Annotated in this window: 15 protein-coding genes and 1 pseudogene; 15 read left to right on the top strand and 1 reads right to left on the bottom strand. The window is 35.7% G+C overall.

The features are described from left to right. Nucleotides 1–9 precede the first annotated feature (9 nt). The 8 genes from IGB25_RS10115 to IGB25_RS10085 are packed head-to-tail and all read left to right on the top strand — an operon-like array spanning nucleotide 10 to nucleotide 5,575. Nucleotides 10–750, top strand: a complete 741-nt coding sequence (locus tag IGB25_RS10115; protein ID WP_211064902.1) for a ribonuclease III family protein — start codon at nucleotides 10–12, stop codon at nucleotides 748–750. 52 nt (nucleotides 751–802) lie between these two features. Then, nucleotides 803–1,282 (top strand): IPExxxVDY family protein, encoded by a 480-nt coding sequence (locus IGB25_RS10110; RefSeq protein ID WP_211064901.1) that lies wholly within the window; start codon nucleotides 803–805, stop codon nucleotides 1,280–1,282. Nucleotides 1,283–1,301: 19 nt separating this feature from the next. Next, nucleotides 1,302–2,732, top strand: a complete 1,431-nt coding sequence (gene pyk, locus IGB25_RS10105; RefSeq protein WP_211064900.1) for a pyruvate kinase — start codon at nucleotides 1,302–1,304, stop codon at nucleotides 2,730–2,732. Nucleotides 2,733–2,738: 6 nt separating this feature from the next. Next, nucleotides 2,739–3,194 (top strand): RimK/LysX family protein, encoded by a 456-nt coding sequence (locus IGB25_RS10100; protein WP_211064899.1) that lies wholly within the window; start codon nucleotides 2,739–2,741, stop codon nucleotides 3,192–3,194. Further along, nucleotides 3,166–4,038 carry a 30S ribosomal protein S6--L-glutamate ligase gene (rimK, locus tag IGB25_RS10095; protein ID WP_211064898.1) on the top strand — a complete coding sequence of 291 codons (873 nt, stop codon included), beginning with the start codon at nucleotides 3,166–3,168 and terminating at the stop codon, nucleotides 4,036–4,038. Before IGB25_RS10100 ends, rimK begins: the two co-directional genes overlap by 29 nt. Further along, nucleotides 4,031–4,432, top strand: a complete 402-nt coding sequence (locus IGB25_RS15640) for a succinylglutamate desuccinylase/aspartoacylase family protein (RefSeq protein WP_371815893.1) — start codon at nucleotides 4,031–4,033, stop codon at nucleotides 4,430–4,432. The genes rimK and IGB25_RS15640 overlap by 8 nt, the downstream gene beginning before the upstream one ends. Then, on the top strand, nucleotides 4,429–5,019 hold the full coding sequence (locus tag IGB25_RS15635; RefSeq protein ID WP_371815892.1) for a succinylglutamate desuccinylase/aspartoacylase family protein: 591 nt from the start codon (nucleotides 4,429–4,431) through the stop codon (nucleotides 5,017–5,019). Before IGB25_RS15640 ends, IGB25_RS15635 begins: the two co-directional genes overlap by 4 nt. Further along, the gene (locus IGB25_RS10085) at nucleotides 5,009–5,575 is read left to right on the top strand and encodes a 5-formyltetrahydrofolate cyclo-ligase (protein WP_371815891.1); all 567 of its coding nucleotides are present in this window, start codon (nucleotides 5,009–5,011) and stop codon (nucleotides 5,573–5,575) included. Before IGB25_RS15635 ends, IGB25_RS10085 begins: the two co-directional genes overlap by 11 nt. A 201-nt stretch (nucleotides 5,576–5,776) precedes the next feature. On the opposite strand, the pseudogene IGB25_RS10080 reads toward IGB25_RS10085, so the two are convergent. Next, a pseudogene (locus IGB25_RS10080) lies at nucleotides 5,777–6,753 on the bottom strand (polyprenyl synthetase family protein). Nucleotides 6,754–6,850: 97 nt separating this feature from the next. On the opposite strand from IGB25_RS10080, the gene IGB25_RS10075 reads away from it, so the two are divergent. The 7 genes from IGB25_RS10075 (at nucleotide 6,851) to IGB25_RS10045 (ending at nucleotide 18,119) form a co-directional block, all read left to right on the top strand. Then, nucleotides 6,851–7,555, top strand: a complete 705-nt coding sequence (locus IGB25_RS10075; RefSeq protein ID WP_211064897.1) for a hypothetical protein — start codon at nucleotides 6,851–6,853, stop codon at nucleotides 7,553–7,555. A gap of 12 nt (nucleotides 7,556–7,567) precedes the next feature. After that, nucleotides 7,568–8,137 carry a T9SS type A sorting domain-containing protein gene (locus tag IGB25_RS10070; protein WP_211064896.1) on the top strand — a complete coding sequence of 190 codons (570 nt, stop codon included), beginning with the start codon at nucleotides 7,568–7,570 and terminating at the stop codon, nucleotides 8,135–8,137. Nucleotides 8,138–8,256: 119 nt separating this feature from the next. Further along, entirely contained in the window at nucleotides 8,257–9,816 is a 1,560-nt protein-coding gene (locus IGB25_RS10065; RefSeq protein WP_211064895.1) for a T9SS-dependent choice-of-anchor J family protein, read from the top strand. Between the two features lie 142 nt (nucleotides 9,817–9,958). Continuing rightward, entirely contained in the window at nucleotides 9,959–12,703 is a 2,745-nt protein-coding gene (locus IGB25_RS10060; protein WP_211064894.1) for a hypothetical protein, read from the top strand. Between the two features lie 289 nt (nucleotides 12,704–12,992). Next, the gene (locus IGB25_RS10055; protein ID WP_211064893.1) at nucleotides 12,993–15,017 is read left to right on the top strand and encodes a gliding motility-associated C-terminal domain-containing protein; all 2,025 of its coding nucleotides are present in this window, start codon (nucleotides 12,993–12,995) and stop codon (nucleotides 15,015–15,017) included. Between the two features lie 11 nt (nucleotides 15,018–15,028). After that, nucleotides 15,029–16,549 (top strand): choice-of-anchor L domain-containing protein, encoded by a 1,521-nt coding sequence (locus tag IGB25_RS10050; RefSeq protein ID WP_211064892.1) that lies wholly within the window; start codon nucleotides 15,029–15,031, stop codon nucleotides 16,547–16,549. After that, entirely contained in the window at nucleotides 16,512–18,119 is a 1,608-nt protein-coding gene (locus IGB25_RS10045; RefSeq protein WP_211064891.1) for a gliding motility-associated C-terminal domain-containing protein, read from the top strand. The genes IGB25_RS10050 and IGB25_RS10045 overlap by 38 nt, the downstream gene beginning before the upstream one ends. Nucleotides 18,120–18,145: the final 26 nt, after the last annotated feature.

The raw sequence follows: 18,145 nt of genomic DNA, 5'->3' as shown, positions 1-18,145 counted from the left end.
TTATATTTCATGAAATTTATTGACAATATATTTAAATCCCGTTCCAAAAAGGACGGGGTTTTTTTTTGTAAAATTTATGAAATTATCGGGTTTAAGCCCAAAACCTTAAGTATTTACAAAAGAGCTTTTACCCATCGCTCCCTGAACCTCAAAGACAAATTAGGTTATGATATCAACTATGAACGTTTAGAATTTTTGGGAGACTCATTATTAGATTCCGTGATATCTGTTCATTTATTTAAACAATCTCCACAAGGCGATGAAGGCTATCTTACCAAAATGAGAGCTAAAGCCGTAAACCGAAAAAACCTCAACCAAATCGGTCAATCTTATGATTTATTAAGCTTATTACATTCTGAGGTAAAACCTGAATGTTTTAGTGATAATATTTATGGTAATCTTATAGAAGCTTTAATTGCTGCTATTTATTTAGATCAAGGTTTTAAAAAATGTGAGAAATTTATCTTAGATAAAATTGTGAAACCTTTTATAGATATCGAAGAGCTCGAAAATAGAGTCATTAGTTATAAAAGCTATATGATAGAGTGGTGTCAAAAACACAAACACCAATACAAACTTATAGAATATAGTGATAAAGAGAAAAGCACCAATGGTCAAAAATACTTTGCTATGATCTATCAACTCAATGGAAAAAATATTGCTAAAGCTAGAGCCTTATCAAAGAAAAAAGCAGAAGAGAAAGTCTGCCGAAGAGCTTATTATACCTTGCAGGATCAAATTTTGGATTGATTTTTAACGTCAGGATAATATATTTTAATTTACCTATGCTTACATTTACGACATGCCAAAGCTAGTCCTTAATAAATTTACAGATTTTGATTTTAAACTCATCGGTCTTAATGCTTCTATTGAGCCTTTTAAAATGGCTTTTTTATTGAATAAACACCTTGAAATGCAGTTTGAAAGAACTAAAGAAGACGTTGAATTGATCTACAAGAACTATTGCATATTTTTTGCACTTTATACCTATTATGATGTAAAAGCAGATACAAAACTATTTTTTGTTCAAAATAAATCTAAATATATCAATCTCAAACCTGAACAGACAACATCACTTTTCGATAACCAAAGCCAAGTTATTAAAAAAAACTTAGTAGAATCTAAACTTCAAAGTGATTATCTCATAAAAATTGAAGATGAATTTAACCGTTATAAAACTAAAAAATTAATTATAGAATTAAATGAAATTCCACAACTCATCAGTGCCTATGAAATCAAAACTGATAGTATTAAGTCACCTGAAAACCTTATTTTTGAATAATTAATATTAAAAAATTGATATGAAATCAACTAAAAAAACAAAAATCGTTGCCACATTAGGACCAGCAACTTCTAAAAAGGAAACCCTAAAAGCCATGCTTGAAGCTGGGGTCAATATTTTTAGAATCAATTTTTCTCATGCTAACTATAAAGATGTTGAAGAGCGAGTGAAAATGATAAGAGACCTTAATGAAGAATACGGTTTCAATGCTGGAATTTTAGGAGATTTACAAGGTACTAAATTGCGTGTTGGTGAAATGGAAGAAAGCATAATTGTCCAAAAGGATGATAAAATTAAGTTTAAAACAGGTGAGAGATTTGTTGGCAACAAGCAGTCTGCATACATGAATTATAAAAATTTTCCACAAGATGTCAAACCTGGTGAACGCATATTGCTTGATGATGGTAAGTTGATTTTTGAAGTGGTTTCAACCAACAAAAAAGACACTGTTGAAGCCAAAGTAGTTCAAGGCGGACCGCTCAAATCAAATAAAGGCGTGAACTTGCCAAACACCAAAATTTCACTGCCAGCACTTACTAAAAAAGACATTGAAGACGCCAAGTTTGCTTGCAAAATGCAAGTGGATTGGATGGCTCTTTCATTTGTAAGATATGCCAGCGATCTAAAGGTGCTTCAAAAACTAATCAAAGAACACAGCAATTATAAAATCCCTATCATAGCCAAAATAGAAAAACCTGAAGGTGTCAAAAACATCGATAAAATAGTAGCTTATTGTGACGGTCTTATGGTTGCTAGAGGTGATTTAGGTGTTGAAATTCCAGCTCATGAAGTACCATTAATTCAAAAAGAACTGGTTTTAAAAGCAAAACTGGCAAGAATACCCGTAATCATTGCTACACAAATGATGGAAACCATGATTGACAGCCTAACACCAACACGTGCTGAAGTAAATGACGTAGCCAATTCTGTAATGGATGGTGCCGATGCGGTTATGCTCAGTGGCGAAACTTCGGTTGGTAAATATCCTGTTGAGGTAATAAACAAAATGTGCCAAATTATCAAAAGCGTTGAAAACTCAGAGCTTATCAAAGTACCTCACAATCCGCCCAACATTAAAACCAAACGCTACATCACAAAATCAGTTTGTTATCACGCTGCTCGTATAGTCAACGAAATTACTGCCACGGCTATTTGCACCTTGACCAATAGTGGATATACTGCCTTTCAAATTTCAGCTTGGCGACCAAAAGCTCATATTTTGGCTTTTACTTCAAACCATAATATTTTAACACAACTGAGTTTGCTTTGGGGAGTAAAAGCATTTTATTATGACAAATTTGTCAGTACCGATGAAACCATTACTGATGTGAACGAAATAGCATGCAAAAATCGTTATGTAGAAAAAGGCGATTACCTAATTAATTTAGCCTCAATGCCCATTGATGATAAAGGAATGGTCAATACTTTAAGAGTTTCTGAAATTGAATAAAAATTAATGTCTAAACACAAAATTGTCATAGGACGAACAGATATTGCTGATTTTCCTGAGTTGGGTTTCAATCAAGTTCAAGTCAAAATCGACACAGGAGCTTACACATCTTCTATTCATTGTAAATCTATAGAAATCAAAGACAATAAGTTACATTGTGTGTTTTTAGACGAAAAGCATCCAGAATACAGTCTAAAAATCCATACTTTCGAAAACTTTAAAACCATTCGTGTAAAAAGTAGCAATGGAATTTCGCAAAAACGCTATGAAATCAAATCTCATATCAGATTATTTAATAAAATTTACAGAATTTCATTATCGCTAAGCGACAGAAAAGATATGAAGTATCCTGTATTGTTAGGAAGAAAATTTCTAAACCCTAAATTTGTGGTTGACCCAGCATTAATAGATTTATCATATAAAAATAAGATTTATGAATATCAAAATATTATCCAGAAATAGCAAATTATACTCAACCCAACGCTTAGTTGAAGTCGCAGAAAAACGCAAGCATAATATTCAAGTCATCGACCCGTTGAAGTGTGATTTGATTATAGAAAAACGCAACCCTAACGTCTATTACAAAGGCAATTATATAGAAGAAACTGACGCTATTATTCCAAGAATTGGAGCCTCTGTTACGTTTTACGGTACAGCCGTAGTCAGACAATTTGAAATGATGGGTGCATTTAGCACTATAGACTCTGAAGCATTGGTGCGTAGTCGAGATAAATTAAGAAGTATGCAGGTGTTAACCCGAGCTAAAATCGGTTTGCCAAAAACGGTATTTACCAATTATTCTCGCGATGTAGAAGGCGTTATTCAACATGTAGGCGGTACGCCTTTGGTCATTAAACTTTTAGAAGGCACTCAAGGTTTGGGTGTTGTTTTAGCCGAAACCAAAAATCTTGCTAAATCAGTAATTGAAGCTTTTAATGGTTTGCAAGCTCGTGTAATTGTACAAGAGTTTATCAAAGAAGCCAAAGGTGCCGACATTCGTGTTTTTGTGGTTGATGGTCATGTCGTTGGTGCTATGAAACGTCAAGGCAAAGAAGGCGAATTCCGTTCTAATCTTCACCAAGGTGGCTCTGCAGAAGTTATTGAATTGAGCGACGAAGAAGAAATTGTCGCTATCAAAGCGACTAAGGCTATGCGACTTGGTGTGGCTGGTGTAGATTTACTACAAAGCTCTCGTGGTCCTTTAATTCTTGAAGTCAATTCTTCTCCTGGCTTAGAAGGTATTGAAAAAGCAACAGGCAAAGATATAGCTCGAAAAATTATACAATACATCGAAAAAAATGTCTGATAAACCCTATATCGACGATCATAATGTCCTTCATATTTTAGATGAAAAAATTTTGCCAGGTCAACATAAACGGCTTAACCTTCATACTGCAAAACTTTATACCACATCTAGCGTAGATGTCCCCGTTATTATAGAACGGTCAAAAAAGAAAGGTCCTGTAGTATTGATTACTGCTGGGGTTCACGGTGATGAACTCAATGGTATTGAAATTGTTAGACAGTTTCTGGAACGAAAAATGAACAAGCCACTTATCGGCACTATTATTTGTATTCCTGTTTTAAATGTATTTGGGTTTTTAAATATGCAACGCGAATTTCCTGATGGTAGAGATTTAAACCGCATATTTCCTGGATCTAAAAAAGGCCTCTGGCCAGTCGGTTTGCCTTTCAATTGACTGATGAAATTCTTCCAATTGTAGATTATGCCTTCGATTTTCATACGGGCGGAGCCAAACGTTTTAATGTTGCACAAATCCGTATTGCCAAAAATCAACCCGAGTTATTAGAATTGGCAAAAGCTTTTAATGCACCTTTTACGATATATTCATCAAACATCAAAAAATCTTATCGCTCAACTTGTAAATTGCATAATATTCCCATTTTATTATATGAAGGTGGTAAATCAGTTGATAATGATGCATCTATAACTAAACACGGTTTAGATGGTTTGCGAAGGGTTTTAAGACACCTCGGTATGCTTAAGGCAGAGTTTGCTCCATCACAACCCGCAAAACCTAGTGTTTTTATAAGTAAAACCAAATGGATTCGAGCTAAATACAGCGGTTTGCTTCAGCTTAAAATTGATATTGGACAATGGGTCAATAAAGGTGAAGAAATGGCACATATCACAGATCCTTATGGGAGTTTTAAACACATATTAAAAGCCCGTGACGCAGGATATGTCATTAATGTCAATCAATCACCAATGGTATATCAAGGCGATGCGTTGTTTCATATTTCAACCCAAATCGATGATGAATAAAGCTGAGATTAGAAGATTATACAAACAAAAACGCCAGAATCTATCTTCAACTCAAATTGAAGAACAAAGTATTGCTATTGCCAACCAAGCACTAAAACTTGATATTTGGCAACACACTTACTATCATCTTTTTTTGAGTATCAGCAGACATAAAGAAGTTGATACTTCAATGCTTTTACATATATTGCAAGGCAAAGACAAGCAAATTGTGGTCAGCAAAAGCCATTTTAAAACCCAAACCCTTAGCCATTATTTACTGACTGATGCCACCGCTATCAAAGAAAACTCTTTTGGTATTCCTGAGCCTCAAGACGGTCTTGAAGTTCCTATCAACAAAATTGATGTGGTTTTTGTGCCACTTTTAGCCTACGATTATTTAGGAAATCGAGTTGGTTACGGAAAAGGGTTTTATGATCGGTTTTTGCAACACTGTCGCAAGGATACGCTTAAAATTGGTTTGTCTTTTTTTGAACCTATAAATGATAAATTAGAGACCAAACCTCATGATGTTGCAATAGATGTAGTTGTAACTCCTAATCGAGTTTTTAAGTTTTAGGTTGTAATTATTTCACTAGTTTAAAAAAGCTTAGAATGTATTTACTCGATGAACACAATATCAAGTCCAGTCATCTTATATCAACATAGATAATATGGTTTATACAAAGATGAAAGACTAATACCGATGTACCAGCCTGTGGTAGCCAAGCATTTTAAGGATTTCGTATATAATGGGAGTCATTTAAAATAACTTTCGGTATTACTTCTCTCTTTCAATCACATAATCAACCATATCAACTAAGGAAGATTTAAAATCAGATTCTGGATAATTGCCCAATATTTCTAAGGCTTGTTTTTGGTAAATTTTCATTTGTTTTTGGGCGTATTCTAAACCGCCTTGAGATTTCACAAAATCAATCACTTCATTGACCCGTTTTTTGTCTTTATTGTGATTTTTCACTGAATTAATCAACCACTTTTTATCTTTAGGATTGGCATTGTTTAGGACGTAAATTAAAGGTAAGGTCATTTTTTGCTCCTTGATATCAATGCCTGTAGGTTTACCGATTTTTCGTTCGCCATAATCAAACAAATCATCTTTGATTTGAAAAGCCATGCCGATGAGTTCGCCAAATTTTCGCATTTTTTCGACATCTTCAGAATTAGGTTTTACAGCGGCGACACCAAGACTGCAACATGCGACAATCAAGGTCGCTGTTTTTTGGCGGATAATGTCATAGTAAATATCTTCGGTAATGTCGAGTTTTCTGGCTTTTTCTATTTGGAGCAGTTCGCCTTCGCTCATTTCTCTTACGGCAACAGATATGATTTTGAGCAAATCAAAGTCATCATTATCTATAGACAACAACAAACCTTTAGACAACAAATAATCACCGACTAAAACGGCAATTTTATTTTTCCAAAGTGCATTGAGGGAGAAAAACCCCGTCGCCGATTGGAGTCATCGACCACATCGTCATGAACAAGAGTGGCGGTGTGAATAAGCTCGATAACTGATGCCCCGCGATAAACGCGGTCGTTGACTTCGCCATCAGATACCATTTTAGCGACCAAAAACACAAACATAGGTCGCATTTGTTTGCCTTTTCGGTTGACGATAAAGTGCGTGATTTTATTGAGTAAAGCGACTTTAGACGACATGAAGAGTGAAAATTTCTTTTCAAACAACTCCATTTCATGGCTAATTGGTGATTTTATTTGAGATACGACTTTCAAAAGATTGAATTTAAGAATGCTAAAAATAAAATAATATTTGTCACTTCAGATATATTTTCTTTATATTTACATTCTATTAATCTTAAATTAAAAAATTATGAAAAAAATTACACTTTTATGTTTTATGATTTTAGCCTCTTATGGCTTGAATGCTCAAGACACCTGTAACAGTGCAGTTGCTGTGACACCAGGTATTACTACAGTTGGAACGATTAATGGTTCAGAAGTACCAAGTCCTATTTGTACTTTGAATGGTCCTGTTCCGACCAACCCAGCTGGAGAATGGTATTCTTTTACACCAACTCAAGATGGTTTTTATTTAGTTTCAAGTAATTTACCTCAAAATGATGGTCTGATTAATAGTGATGATACTCGAGTTCACATTTATACTGGTAGTTGCGGAAGTTTAACCTGCGTAGGAGGAAATGATGATATTGATAGTTCAAATTATTTAAGCGAAGCTATCATTGATGCAGTTTCTGGTACAACTTACTATATTGCTTGGGATAACCGATGGAGCAATGCAGGTTTTGACTTTGAATTAAGCCTTGAACCAAGCCTTAACTGCGATGTCACTTTCCCATATACTCAAGATTGGAATCAAGTAACAGATCCTTCTGGTGGTCCAGGATTCAAATGGCAAGCTTGTTGGGCAAACGAAAATTTTGGAACTGGTGTAGGTTGGACTTTAAATGGAGCTAATGATTTTGATAATGATGGAACAAACGATAACATAATTAATGTATTCCCACAGACTACCCCACCAACTCAATCTCCAGCGAAAGATGCTTGGGCAATTTAACCTGGCATAAACATGAACACCAATAGTCAATATGAAATAACCGTGACTTACAATGGAGTTGATGTTAATTATTCTGCAAATGAAAGCTTTGATTTAGTTATTCTTGACGACCAAACAAGTTCAGCTACTAACCAAACAGTAATTGGCTCATATAGCAATATCACAATGCAAGGCACATTTGCTGGTCCTCCAAACTTATTTGATCTCGCCTATGTGAACACTGAAACTTTCACACCATCATCAAATGGAGTTTACTATTTAGGTATTCACGTTAACTCACCAGCAGGTGGAGATGTGTTCTTTGTTAAGGAAATAGAAATTATAGAGCAAACTTTATCTACTCAAGATTTTGAAGCATTAAACTTTAACTATTTCGTTGATGCTCAAAACAACTTAAACCTATCTGCTAATCAAGCTTTTGACCAAATTAAATTACACAACTTACTCGGTCAGCAAGTTTTAAACCAAAAGCTTTCTGCTCAAGATGAGCGTATTGATTTAAATGCTTTGACTAGCGGTGTTTACTTGGCTCAAGTTCAGATTAATGATGCTACAAAAACCTTTAAGATCATTAAAAAGTAAAGTTTTGTTACTGTAAATCTGATATTTTTAAAACCACCTGAAATCAGGTGGTTTTTTTATAAAATTCATTTTATGGTAAAAATATTTGCATATATTTACGAAAATTTAAATAAAACATTATGAAAAAAATTACTTTGTGTCTTTTTATGGGCTTAATGGGATCTTTTCTTTTTGCCCAATGTCCGCTTCCTTCAACAGCATTTGTTGGGGATTACAACTTAGTTCAAACTACACCAGACCATCCTGAAAACGGTGGACCGAGTTTTAATGACCAAGTGGTGAGTTTAAGTGTTGGCTCTGGACCAAATAACCGTGTGTTTTCTGCCGTTTATTTGGAATTTTTAACTATTGGTCAACCTGCTATGGATGTTAGTTTTACCTTAGATTGTGCTAATGGAAGTGACGTCATCGTTGACCCTGGTCTTAATACAAACTTGACCTGCGACCTAAATTTACCTGATGGAATAACCATGGGATCAGCTACAATTACGGGAACTTTTGATGTGAATGACGATAGCAGTTTTACTTTAATTGTTGCTGAATATGTCACCGATGGTGGTTGTGGTGTGGCACAGCTTGAAACAACGTTTACTTTAACTAAAGCCAATTGTGCGACTCCTCAAAATGTTGCCGTTAACAATATCACTAGCACGTCTGCTGATGTTAGTTGGACAGACACTAATGGTTCTGGTACAACATTTGACGTAGAATATGGTGCTGAAGGCTTTACACCTGGATCTGGAACTGTCATATCAGGAGTTACCGCGACTTCTACAACACTTACGGGCTTACAAATCGGTACATTTTACGATGTATATGTAAATTCAAATTGTGGTGCAGATACCAGTATTTTTGCTGGTCCAATTAACTTTTTGGTACCTGCAGATTGTGCTACAGAATTCTCAGGTTTTCCTTTGACAGAAAACTTTGACAATGTCGCTGTTTTTGCAAGTTGTTACACCATCATTGACGAAGATAGTAATGGCATAGCCTGGATTCAACAAGAACTTGAACTTCAGCCTTTAACGACTTCATTTTTTGCTACAAATGGAACCAACGATGCTACTAAGGAAGATTATTTATTCTCTCCTGCTATTAGTCTAACTGCGGGTAATACTTATGATATTTCTTTAAGCTATAATGGTGCAGATGCACAAAACGGTTCTGCCAATGAAAATCTAGAAGTTCTTGTGGCACAGGGTAATACTGTTGCAGATGCTAATGCAGGAACTTCAATATTTACAGATACAGGAATTGTGCAAAATGGGACTTTTGATAATGTAGAAAACCAAGCTTTAACAGGTACAGGACAATTTACACCTTCTACATCAGGTGATTATTATTTAGTATTTAAAAGTACGGGTTCGCCAGCACCTTTAGCTCAAACCACTGGATTTTTACTCATATTTAATTATTCAGTTGATGAAACTTTATCTACTCAAGAGTTTGAAGCTTTTAACTTTAACTATTTCGTTGATGCTCAAAACAACTTAAACCTATCTTCTAATCAAGCTTTTGACCAAATTAAATTACACAACTTACTCGGTCAGCAAGTTTTAAACCAAAAGCTTTCTGCTCAAGATGAGCGTATTGATTTAAATGCTTTGACTAGCGGTGTTTACTTAGCTCAAGTTCAGATTAATGATGCTACAAAAACTTTTAAAATTATAAAAAAATAAGCTTTTTTAATTTTCTAAAATTTAAAACCACCTCAAAGTTGAGGTGGTTTTTTGTTAATTTTTTTTTTAACATCATTTTTGTCTAAATAAATTTAACGTATCAATAACATTTTATTTATATTCACAACCAAAAGAGAATTAAATGAAAAATTTTTACATTTCAAGTGTTTTGGTCGTTATGTTTTTTTCAAATGCCTTTGCACAAACAACTGTAGATTGCACCGTTGGACCTGTCAACACTAACTTTTGTTATGATTCTGGTGTTAATGAAGAGTTTACATTTGTCAGCAGTGATGGTTCACCTTTAAACTTAACGGTGAATTCTGGAAATGTGGAAAATAATTTTGATGAGTTTATCGTTCTCGATTCAGATGGCACAGAACTCTTTAATGGCTATGGTAATGCAGGAGATCTATCAGGTTTAACTTTTCAATCAACGGGTGATGAAATCACGGTTCAAGTGACCCCTGACGGTTCTATAGATTGCCAAGGTTCAACTAATATTAATCCTATTGACTTAACGGTGAGTTGTGCCACTTGTACCAATCCGCAAGTTAATTTCAACCTTGTTGACGATTGTTTAAACGCACCACAGTTTTTTGTTGAAGCCGATGTTATTGATCTCGGTTCAGCTACTGATTTAGATATTACAGATAATCAAGGTAATCCTGCTCAAACCGCTTCTGCTACTGGTGTTTTGACTTTTGGACCTTATCCTAATGGAACGCAAGTTGAATTGATGGCTTCAAATAATCAAGATGCGAATTGTCAAGTTGCCTCTGGTGTGCTTACCCAAGATAATTGTACCTTAAATTTAGTAGATTGCACCGTTGGACCTGTCAACACTAACTTTTGTTATGATTCTGGCGTTAATGAAGAGTTTACATATGTCAGCAGTGATGGTTCACCTTTAAACTTAACAGTGAATTCTGGAAATGTGGAAAACGGATGGGATGAGTTTATCGTTCTCGATTCAGATGGCACAGAACTCTTTAATGGCTATGGTAATGCAGGAGATCTATCAGGCTTAACTTTTCAATCAACGGGTGATGAAATCACGGTTCAAGTGACCCCTGATAGTTCTATAGATTGCCAAGGTTCAACTAATATTAATCCTATCGACTTAACCGTGAGTTGTGCCACTTGTACCAATCCGCAAGTTAATTTCAACCTTGTTGACGATTGTTTAAACAGCATACAGTTTTTTGTTGAAGCCGATGTTATTGATCTCGGTTCAGCTACTGATTTAGATATTACAGATAATCAAGGTAATCCTGCTCAAACCGCTTCTGCTACTGGTGTTTTGACTTTTGGACCTTATCCTAATGGAACGCAAGTTGAATTAATGGCTTCAAATAATCAAGATGTGAATTGTCAAGTTGCCTCTGGTGTGCTTACCCAAGATAATTGTACCTTAAATTTAGTAGATTGCACCGTTGGACCTGTCAACACTAACTTTTGTTATGATTCTGGCGTTAATGAAGAGTTTACATATGTCAGCAGTGATGGTTCACCTTTAAACTTAACAGTGAATTCTGGAAATGTGGAAAACGGATGGGATGAGTTTATCGTTCTCGATTCAGATGGCACAGAACTCTTTAATGGCTATGGTAATGCAGGAGATCTATCAGGCTTAACTTTTCAATCAACGGGTGATGAAATCACGGTTCAAGTGACCCCTGATAGTTCTATAGATTGCCAAGGTTCAACTAATATTAATCCTATTGACTTAACGGTGAGTTGTGCCACTTATGCCAATCCGCAAGTTAATTTCAACCTTGTTGACGATTGTTTAAACGCACCACAGTTTTTTGTTGAAGCCGATGTTATTGATCTCGGTTCTGCTACTGATTTAGATATTACAGATAATCAAGGTAATCCTGCTCAAACCGCTTCTGCTACTGGTGTTTTGACTTTTGGACCTTATCCTAATGGAACGCAAGTTGAATTGATGGCTTCAAATAATCAAGATGTGAATTGTCAAGTTGCCTCTGGTGTGCTTACCCAAGATAATTGTACCTTAAATTTAGTAGATTGCACCGTTGGACCTGTCAACACTAACTTTTGTTATGATTCTGGCGTTAATGAAGAGTTTACATTTGTCAGCAGTGATGGTTCACCTTTAAACTTAACGGTGAATTCTGGAAATGTGGAAAATAATTTTGATGAGTTTATCGTTCTCGATTCAGATGGCACAGAACTCTTTAATGGCTATGGTAATGCAGGAGATCTATCAGGCTTAACTTTTCAATCAACGGGTGATGAAATCACGGTTCAAGTGACCCCTGACGGTTCTATAGATTGCCAAGGTTCAACTAATATTAATCCTATCGACTTAACCGTGAGTTGTGCCACTTGTACCAATCCGCAAGTAGATTATGCGGTTGTTGGTAATTGTGGAAATGGTAATGAGGAGTTTTCTGTGGAAGTAAATATTACAGATCTTGGTTCAGCGTCTTCTTTGGATATTACAAATAATCAAGGTGATGCTCTTCAAAATGTAACGACACCAACAACATTAACCTATGGTCCTTATGCCTTAGGAACAGATGTTGTTTTTACTGTTGAAAATGTAGATGATATCAATTGCATATTAACAAGTCCAAGCCAAACCTTAGAATCTTGTGGCTGTTTTGGGTCTGATCCATTTTGTGCACCTGATCTTGGAGAGTCTTTAATCTTTGAAAACGTAGATGATTCTAGCGGAACAGAAGCTGATCCTAATTTAAGTAATTATGGATGTTTAGGCACTCAACCCAATCCTGTTTGGTTTTTTATGCAGATTGAAGATTCAGGAGATCTTGTTTTTGAAATTGTTCAAAACACACAATTTGACGCAAATGGAAATCCAACAGGAACTCCTCTTGACGTAGATTTTATAGCTTGAGATCCGTTTCCCGATACACAATTTTGCAACGATTTGGATAGTTGCACCCAATGTGGTAGCAATACATTTGATAATAATTATCCTTACGGTAATGTGATAGATTGTAGTTATTCAGCTGCACCAATAGAAACTTTTACAATTCAAAACGCACAAGCTGGTGAAATATATGCGTATTTATTACGAACTTCGATGGTGCTCCAGGGTTTATAAGTTTAGGACAAACCAATACTGGTGCACCAGGAAGTGGTTCTACCAATTGCGACATTGTATTGCAAAATCAAGTAACGGCTTGTCAAGTCGATGGTCTGCATTAACAGCTACTGATAGTCTTGCTGATCAATTTCAATGGCTACTATTTAACGAGTCAACACAACAATTTGACCCACTAACTGGCGAAAATCAACCTACATATACAGCTACGCAATCAGGATTATATCAAGTTTTAACACTGAATGGTACTGAAGTTAGTACAGAAGAATTTGAAGTAACTTTAATACCTGAACCAGTAAATAATTTGCCAGCCCAAATTACAGCTTGTAGTAATGAAACTGTTACTTTAGATGCTTCAGTACAAAACATTAATGATTACGATAGTTTTGAATATCAATGGTTACTAAATAATAATCCAATCAGTGGAGAAACTCAAGCAACTTTAGACTTAAACCAAACTGGAAACTATAGCGTTGAAATTACGACAACAAATCTCAATGTTGATACAGATGGAAACGATATCAACTGTGTAAATGTTTTTGATATTCAAGTGAACTCAGCCGATTTCACGGTTGACCTCGGTGGTGACCAAACCTTTTGTGATGCTGGCACTCAAACTATAACAGCTATTGTGAATGGAGTTGATTCTACTAATGCAACTTACTTGTGGAATACAGGTGAAACGACTTCTTCTATAGATGTTGACACAACAGGAACTTATGAAGTTACTGTAACTATAGACGGTTGTCCTGTAACTGAAAGCGTTGAATATACATTTGCAGAAGATCCACAGTTCGACCTTGGATCTGATTTAAATTTATGTGAAGGTGAAACTTTAAGTCTTGACGCTAGTATTGCTAACTCATCAGACTTTACAAGTGTTTCCTATCAATGGTTTGATAATAATGGTATTATAGCAGGAGAAACTCAAAGCACACTTGTTATCTCTACACAAGGCACATTTAATGTTGAAGTCACAACGACTACAACAACTTTAGGCGGTGCAACCTTTGATTATGCAACAACTGATTCAATTGTTGTTAATGGTGCAGTATTTAGTGTTGACCTTGGTGGTGACCAAACCTTTTGTGATGCTGGCACTCAAACTATAACAGCTATTGTGAATGGAGTTGATTCTACTAATGCAACTTACTTATGGATTACAGGTGAAACGACTTCTTCTATAGATGTTGACACAACAGGAACTTATGAAGTTACTGTAACTATAGACGGTTGTCCTGTAACTGAAAGCGTTGAATATACATTTAACGAATCTCCTATCATAGCACTTGGTCCAGATACGGCAACCTGTGATTTGGGTGAAATTGTTCTCAATGCTACACCTTCTAATGCAAACGGACAACCTGTGAATTACCTTTGGTCACTTGACGGAAACCCATTAAATCAAAATACAGCTATAATTAACCCGACTGAATTTGGACTCTATGAAGTTGAGGTGTATTTTGATGATCCTGATTGTAGCTTTATAGATAATATCAATTTAAGTGAAAGAGATATTAGTGTTGATATAAATTCTAATGATGATGACAATTTATTTTGCATTGATGAAACAGTAACGTTTAGTGCGAGTCTTCAAAATGCTGAATTAATAGAGGCTGACTTCCAGTGGTTTGTTAATAATGAACCTAAGGGCGATAATTCACCTACACTTGAATATACAGTAGAAAACGCTGGAGCTATACAAGAAGTGAAAGTCGTTGTAAGTATTGGATCTGATTGTGATAGTTTTGAAAATGAATTAACTTTTAATCTCTATGATATCGATAATTGTGTGATCCCTCAAGGTATTTCTCCAGGCAATGATGGTTTTAATGATAAATTAGACCTTAACTTTTTGGCAGATCGCTCAGGAATCTCTAAATTAGAAATCTTTAACCGCTATGGCAAAAGGGTTTATGAAAAATCAAACTATAAAGATGAATTTATGGGACAATCTGATAATGGAAACCGCCTTAAAACAGGTACTATTTTTATGTTATCACATTACAAAATGAAGACCCAAGTTTTGGCAGACTTCAAAAAGGTTGGATATATATTAACAATGAACAATAAAACAAAGAATAAAATTATGAACATAAATTAAAATTACAAAACATGAAAAGAATATTCCTCTTATTACTTTTTGGTTTGGGTGTGTTTTCCGCCCAAAGCCAGATTACAGTTGATAACACGTTAACTGTGCAACAATTAATCGATGATGTCTTAGTTTTAGGACAATGTGCTGAGGTTAATAATGTAACATCACCAAACAACAGCTCTATTGGTGGAGAACTTTTTGATAGTTATGGTGCCTTTGACGGTACAACATCTCCGCAAAATTTTCCTTTTGATGGCGGTATTGTACTGGCTACAAATGGAGTTGACATGGTGCCTACAGGTACTCCAGCACAAGGCGGTGGATATGGTTGGGTTGGAGATCCTGACTTAGAAGCTCTTATTCAACAACCTGGTAATACTTATAATGCAACTGTTATTGAATTTGAATTTATCCCTTTTGTCGATCAAATCAGTTTTAATTATTTACTCGCATCAGATGAATATCACACTTTTGTATGTAATTATGCAGATACTTTTGCTTTTATCTTAAGTGGTCCTGGTATTTCTAATGTGAACGACTATAATCACGATGCCAACCCTAACACACCTGATGTTACTCTGGATCTTGGTGGGCAAAATATAGCAGTTATTCCAGGAACCAATATTCCTATAAACCCAACTAACATTCATATAAATACTAATTGTGGAGCTGGAACATTAGGTGAATTTGCTGTTCCACAACTATTTGACGGAGTAAATTCAGGCAATGGTTCTACTATGTATAACGGTCAAACGGTTCCGCTAACAGCTTCAGCAAGTGTGATTCCTGGTCAAACCTATAATATTAAATTAGCGATTGCTGATAGAGGAGATACCGCATTTAATTCAGCAATCTTTTTAGAGTCTGAATCATTCGACTTAGGTGGAATAGATTTAGGACCTGATATCACAATTGCTAACGGAACCGCACCATGCGAAGGCGAAATAGTAACATTAGACGCAGGATTTAGTACAGCCAACATTCAATACTTCTGGGCACAAGATGGTAATATTATTCCAGGTGAAAATGGACAAACTTTGGAAGTTACAGAGTCAGGTGATTACGAAGTTGGAATCCAAATTGGTGCTGGAGGCACAGCCTGTTTTGGGGTATCAAATTTGGTTACTGTTGAATTCTATCCTGAGCCTGAGTTTGCACCAAATACACCTATTGATTTGTGTGCTGGTGAGACTATCACATTAGATGGAGAACCAACAAATTCTTCCGCCTACACCAGTATAGATTACCAATGGTTTAAAGATGGTGTTGAGTTAACAAGTGAGACGAATTCTACCTTAGATATCACAGATGGTGGTCAATATGAAGTTATAATAGATGCTAACGCCTGTGAAGATACTCCAAACACTTATGATGTAAATCTCGTGGATTATCAAGTAAACTTACTTATGCCAGTTGATAATTGTATTAGTCCTGGGGAAACGGTTCAAATTTCTCCAAGTTTTATTGGTTTGACGCCAGCTGAAATTAATCAAGTGACTTATGCCTGGAGATACTGGAGAAACTACACCTTCAATTGAGTTATCTCAAAGTGGTACTGTTACATTAACTACTAGCTTTAAAGGATGTGATGAAGTAGCCACTGAAACATTCACTTTATTCAATAATCCACAAGTTGACATTGCAGGTTCAGCTGTAATTTGTCAGGGCGATACCAATACTTTAGACGCAACGCCGAGTAATAATGCTGACCTAGCATCAACAAACTTTACATGGTCTAAAGACGGTACTGAAATTGCAGGAGAAACCAACGCGACATTAGATATAACTGATGGTGGTTTATATGAAGTCTCGGTTGATAATAATGGATGTTTAACAACTGATCAAATACAGGTTGATCTTGTTGACTACCAAGTCAGTCTTCCTATTCCACCTCAAACTTGTGTTGATGCTGGTGAAACGGTTTTGGTATCTCCAGAATTTACTGGATTAACCCAAAACGAAATTGAGCAAGTAACCTACCAATGGAGTGCTGGTGAAAATACGCCAACTATTGAACTAACTCAAGGTGAAACGGTAACTTTAACCACATCATTTAATGGATGCGACGAAATTGTTACAGAAACATTCACTTTATTCAATAATCCACAAGTTGATATTGCGGGTTCAGCGGTAATTTGTGATGGTGACACCAATACCTTAGATGCTACACCTATGAATTTAAACGACTTAGACTCGCCAACTTATGCTTGGACAAAAGATGGGGCTGCTTTACCAGGAGAAACCAATCCAACCCTTGATATAACTGATGGTGGTGTGTACGAAGTTACTATTGATAATAATGGATGTACTTCAACTGATCAAATTCAAGTAGAATTAGTGAGTTATACTTTAGACCTTGGAGGTGATCAAAATTTATGTACTGGTGATGGTGGTCCACAAAATATTACCTTGACACCAACTGTAACTGGCTTAACCTCAGCTCAAGAAAATCAAATTTTTTACACTTGGAGTGACGGTTCTACTGAAGAAACTTTAACGGTTTCAGAAAGCGGAACATATACTTTAGAAACAGATGTCAACGGTTGTGTTCAAACTGCTCAAGTTACTGTAAACGTTGTAGAAACAATTGATGTAAGCCTTCAAGATGTTATGAAGTGTGCTGAAGATGAAGTTGTTTTAAATACAGGCTTAACCAATAATGACCCTAACGTTTCTTATTCTTGGACTTTAAACGGAAACCCTATAGGCGACAACAACCCAAGTATTACAGCTTCAGAAGAAGGAACTTACGTCATTACAGTAAACAATCAAGGTTGTGAAAGTACAGCCACTGCAGAAGTTACTAACTACGACGTTGACAATTGTGTGATTACCCAAGGAATTTCTCCAGGACAAGATGGCTTTAATGATTGTATGGATTTAACTTGGTTGGATGATCAACTCGGTATAGATAGATTTCAAGTCTTTAACCGATATGGCAAAAAAGTATTTGATGAGTCCAATTATACCAAGCAATTCTGTGGTCAAGATGATGATGGCGATGAGCTTTCTACAGGAACCTATTTTTACGTCATAAACTTAGCTAATTCAGATCAACGTTTTGGACGCGTTGTTAAAGGCTGGGTTTACATCAACTTAGAACAATAATCAACATTAAATAACAAATAACAATA

Origin of the sequence: Flavobacterium sp. CS20 (assembly GCF_018080005.1) — a bacterium.
Lineage (GTDB): Bacteria > Bacteroidota > Bacteroidia > Flavobacteriales > Flavobacteriaceae > Psychroflexus.
The sequence above is the reverse complement of the archived record's forward strand: the minus strand, read 5'-3'. Positions and strand labels throughout refer to the sequence as shown.

What these genes read in the sequence shown, in the direction of transcription:
- IGB25_RS10045 (WP_211064891.1), top strand. Translation starts at nt 16,512, where the DNA reads ATGCCTGGAGATACTGGAGAAACTACACCTTCAATTGAGTTATCTCAA.
- IGB25_RS10050 (WP_211064892.1), top strand. Translation starts at nt 15,029, where the DNA reads ATGAAAAGAATATTCCTCTTATTACTTTTTGGTTTGGGTGTGTTTTCC.
- IGB25_RS10110 (WP_211064901.1), top strand. Translation starts at nt 803, where the DNA reads ATGCCAAAGCTAGTCCTTAATAAATTTACAGATTTTGATTTTAAACTC.
- IGB25_RS10100 (WP_211064899.1), top strand. Translation starts at nt 2,739, where the DNA reads ATGTCTAAACACAAAATTGTCATAGGACGAACAGATATTGCTGATTTT.
- IGB25_RS10075 (WP_211064897.1), top strand. Translation starts at nt 6,851, where the DNA reads ATGAAAAAAATTACACTTTTATGTTTTATGATTTTAGCCTCTTATGGC.
- IGB25_RS10115 (WP_211064902.1), top strand. Translation starts at nt 10, where the DNA reads ATGAAATTTATTGACAATATATTTAAATCCCGTTCCAAAAAGGACGGG.
- IGB25_RS10070 (WP_211064896.1), top strand. Translation starts at nt 7,568, where the DNA reads ATGAACACCAATAGTCAATATGAAATAACCGTGACTTACAATGGAGTT.
- IGB25_RS10065 (WP_211064895.1), top strand. Translation starts at nt 8,257, where the DNA reads ATGAAAAAAATTACTTTGTGTCTTTTTATGGGCTTAATGGGATCTTTT.
- IGB25_RS10085 (WP_371815891.1), top strand. Translation starts at nt 5,009, where the DNA reads ATGATGAATAAAGCTGAGATTAGAAGATTATACAAACAAAAACGCCAG.
- IGB25_RS15640 (WP_371815893.1), top strand. Translation starts at nt 4,031, where the DNA reads ATGTCTGATAAACCCTATATCGACGATCATAATGTCCTTCATATTTTA.
- pyk (WP_211064900.1), top strand. Translation starts at nt 1,302, where the DNA reads ATGAAATCAACTAAAAAAACAAAAATCGTTGCCACATTAGGACCAGCA.
- IGB25_RS10060 (WP_211064894.1), top strand. Translation starts at nt 9,959, where the DNA reads ATGAAAAATTTTTACATTTCAAGTGTTTTGGTCGTTATGTTTTTTTCA.
- rimK (WP_211064898.1), top strand. Translation starts at nt 3,166, where the DNA reads ATGAATATCAAAATATTATCCAGAAATAGCAAATTATACTCAACCCAA.